This window comes from Oceaniovalibus sp. ACAM 378, from assembly GCF_008085915.1.
Taxonomy (GTDB): Bacteria; Pseudomonadota; Alphaproteobacteria; order Rhodobacterales; family Rhodobacteraceae; genus Oceaniglobus.
The window spans coordinates 1-3,659 of sequence record NZ_VSJK01000018.1; the positions used below are offsets into that span (position 1 = coordinate 1).

Sequence of the window (3,659 nt, forward strand, 5' to 3'; positions counted from 1 at the left end):
CGTCAAATACGACAAGCGCCGTTACAGAAAGCGCAACCGCCTTCTCACGCATGTAAACATGCGCTGCCAGGTAACAGATCGAGATCATGTTCGGGCGATTGAAGGACTGGAGGCGCGTAGCCACGCGCTACGACCGAAGCCCCAAAGTGTTCCTCTCAGCGATCGCTCTCGCCGCAGCAGTGTTTTTTTGGTTATGAGTCCAGAGCCTAAGCGTGCGAATGGTCTAACTCTCAAAATGGCGCGACCAGATTTCTGTTCGGATATCGTCACGCGCTTGATAATTTTGGATGGCTTGCCCAAGGTCGCCAACGACGTCTGTCTCTTTGTCAGCTCCGATTTCCGTCAGCCGCATCGTATACCACGCCGTTATCCCGCCCTCCGGCGCATCTGAAAACCGTGGAAAGGCCGGCTCTGGCGTATGATTTTCCATCCAGAGTTCGGGAAGGGCCGGTTCAAGAACGAGCGCACGGGCCAGGCCGATTATGTCAACTGCACCGCTTGTGATTGCCTCCTCTGCTTGCGCGCGCGTTTTGAAACCCCCGGTCAACATCAGAGGCTTGGATGTTACCGTTCGGGCGCGTTTGGCAAATGCGATGAAATAGGGCCCACCTCCGGCGCTGTCAGAAGCAGATTTGGCGCCGGGGAAATACGTGCCGCCGCTGATGTCGATCAGATCCACCGATGATTTGTCGAGCGCGGCCACCACTTGGAGCGCGTCATCTTCGTCAAGCCCGTCTTCAAGCTGGTCGGAAGAGTTGAGCTTGACCGCAATTGGAAAATCGGGGCCGACCGCCGCACGGGTGGCATCAATTGATTCAAGTAACAGCTTCATGCGGTTCGCGATTGTGCCGCCATAGCCGTCGTTGCGTTTGTTGAACAAGGGAGACAGAAACTGGCTGAGCAAAAACCCGTGGGCTGCATGAATTTGCACACCTCCGAACCCGACCTCCTGCGCCAGCTTGGCGGTCTTGGCAAAGGTTAAGGGCAATTGCTGGATTTCATCCGCCGTCATTTCTTCACACCGCAGGCCCGGCAGGTCGAGCGCGCTTGGCCCCTTGGGGGTGCTGATGGGCGCATAGGCAAGCGCGCCCGCGTGTCCGAGTTGCAGCCAAAGTTGCGCGCCGTTCTGAGCGCCATGCTCAGCAAGTTCGCGAAACTTTGACAGATCTGAATCCGGGCTGAGCACCAGATTGCCGGGCTTTTCGGCATAATCGGGCGTAGGCTGCACCTCGCCAATAATCGATACCGCCAACCCGCCTTGCGCCCAACGCTGATAGAGCCTGTTCTGCTCAGGGGTCGGATGACCAGTGCCATCACCTAAGGAGTCCGACATCGCAGATTTCGCAATCCGGTTTTTCAAGACCACGTCGCAAGGCAGGTGGAGCGGTTGGAACAGTATTCCATTATTTTGCATCCGGTTGGCTCCTCTTGAATTTCATCGAATACCTGCATTTCCGCGTAAACATGCAGGGCGGCACATCACGGCAGGGTTGGGCACCAGTCCTGTCATGCTTCGATCTGCACTGAAAGAGCACCTTGATCACGCATTTATAGCAGTTTCTGGGCAACGTCGCCGCGCAGGCCAGATTTCGAGGACACCTGCGCAAAGCACCAATGCGCCGCCAACAAGCTCCAACGGGGAGAGGCGCTCAGCGGCGAACACTGCGGCCGAGGCGGCACCGACGATAACCTCTGACATCAACAATAGCCCGACGCGCGCAGGTTCAAGCCGAACCGTCGCCCACATCAAACTTGCGATGGAGATGCCCCACCACAAGCCACCTGTTGCCAAAGCCCAGCCGAGCGTTTTTGCGATATCGCCGATGCCGCTTGGCAGTGGGCCGAAGATCGGTGCGAGGATCAACGCCGTCGTTGCCGCCCCAATGGCAAAGATGAATGCGGAGGGGCCTGGTGTCAGATCTGATTTAGCGCGCATACCTGTTGTGCCGATCGACCAGAGAATGCCAGCGACCAGTGCCATCCACTCTCCCGCTCCGCGCGGAAAGGGGAGCTCGCCTTCTGCGCCGAGCATCACAGCAAGCCCCGCCAAGCCCACCAGAATTGCCGCCAGTCGCAGGCGCGAAATGGGCCAGCCCATGACGTAACGGCCGATGAGGGTGCTCCAAACCGGGGTCAGGGAGTAGAGAAGCGCGATGATGGCCACACGGCCATAAACAAAGCCGATCGAGTAAAGGGCGAAGGCAGCACCGCCCACAGCAAGCGAGGCCAGCGCAACGGGATCGGCTTGTGACAGCTGTTGTCGCCTTCGATATGCCACGGGAGAGAGCAGCGATGCAGCAGCGATGGTGATTGCCAGCGTCCCCCAAGCCCCCGTCAAGCCAAGCTCGGTCAGCGCCCTTACGGGTATCCAGTAAAACCCCCAGATAACACCGGTGACGGCGACCATGAATGTTGCCAGAAGCGGCGCTTGTTTGTCTGCCATGGACTGAATTTACCACATCATGGGGGTTAGATTTTGCGTCACCATCTTTTATGCTCGGGCATACTTCAAATCATTTGATCTCTCTCTGAAGGTTAGATTATCTTTCTTTATGACTGACTGGATGCCTTCCCTTAACGCGCTGCGTGCTTTTGAGGCGACAGCACGCCACCTCAGCTTCGTTCGGGCTGCGGACGAATTGCGCGTCACGCCCTCGGCGGTAAAACAGCTTGTCCGGAAATTGGAGAGTGCCCTGAACACGCCGCTTATTGAACGGCATGGAAGTGGCTTGCGACTGACTACGGCCGGTCATGCAGGGTTGCATGACATTGGGCAAGGTTTTGACCAGATCGCTCGGGGGGTGTCGCAGATCCGAACCCATGACGATCGAAAAAGGCTGATCATTTCCGTCGAGCCGTCTTTCGCCACGGCGTGGCTTGTTCCTCGGCTCGATCGCTTTCGCAGCGCGTTCCCCGAGGTTGATGTGCTCATCGATTCCTCTCTCGCCCTTGTCGACCTCCACAGGGGTGCTGCGGATGTTGCCATCCGGTTTGGCTCGGAACCTGAGGATGGTTTGGTTGCGCAGCGGCTGTTTGATGAAGCGCTTTGCGCCTTTTGCGCCCCCTCCCTGACCCAAGGTGAGGGCGCGATCCGGTCTCTGGAAGACCTTGATCGGGTTCCGCTTATTCACTGGGACTTAGCGGGGCTGGACTGGGCCAAGGCGACGCGGGCTTGGATGGGTTGGGAGCTTTGGCTTAGTCGGCTTGGGGTTGGGCATATTGACAGCAGCCGGGGCATCAAATTCAGGGACTATAACCTCGCCGTTCAGGCGGCCATCGCGGGCCAGGGTGTCGTGCTGGGCAGCCTGCCTGTCATGCAGGATTTTGTTGCATCTGGACTTCTGGTTCGCCCTTTTCGCGAGAAAGTCGAAACGGATATTGGCTATGATCTCACGGCGACCACGGCAGCAATTGAAAGGCCGGAAGTGCGAGACTTCATTGTCTGGGTCACGGGCGAAACAAACCAAACGAAATCTGTAATTTTTTGACCGTTGGACGGCTGAGGCCATTCCAAGATGGAGGAATGGCCGAAAGTCTATTACGATTCCTATCTTGAAGCACACGCCTCATGTTTTCATGGAAAGCCTTTTCTGCTTCTTGGGGCGTGCGATATCCGATTGCGCTGTGCAGGCGTTCGATGTTGCCCGCTGTGAACGCAA

3 protein-coding genes and 1 pseudogene are annotated in these 3,659 nt (G+C 57.4%); 2 read left to right on the plus strand and 2 right to left on the minus strand.

Annotation, left to right across the window (positions count from 1 at the left end; translation table 11 throughout):
* A pseudogene (locus FQ320_RS20115) lies at window positions 1–197 on the plus strand (hypothetical protein); the annotation flags it as partial.
* Between the two features lie 26 nt (window positions 198–223).
* Here the strand turns inward: FQ320_RS20115 and FQ320_RS20120 are convergent.
* Window positions 224–1,414, minus strand: a complete 1,191-nt coding sequence (locus tag FQ320_RS20120; RefSeq protein ID WP_148475120.1) for an NADH:flavin oxidoreductase/NADH oxidase family protein — start codon at window positions 1,412–1,414, stop codon at window positions 224–226.
* 126 nt (window positions 1,415–1,540) lie between these two features.
* Window positions 1,541–2,443: a DMT family transporter gene (locus FQ320_RS20125; RefSeq protein WP_148475121.1), complete on the minus strand. Its 903-nt coding sequence runs from the start codon at window positions 2,441–2,443 to the stop codon at window positions 1,541–1,543.
* Between the two features lie 109 nt (window positions 2,444–2,552).
* Between FQ320_RS20125 and FQ320_RS20130 the strand changes: the two genes are divergently transcribed.
* Window positions 2,553–3,488 (plus strand): LysR substrate-binding domain-containing protein, encoded by a 936-nt coding sequence (locus FQ320_RS20130; RefSeq protein WP_187393998.1) that lies wholly within the window; start codon window positions 2,553–2,555, stop codon window positions 3,486–3,488.
* The last annotated feature ends 171 nt before the right edge of the window (window positions 3,489–3,659 follow it).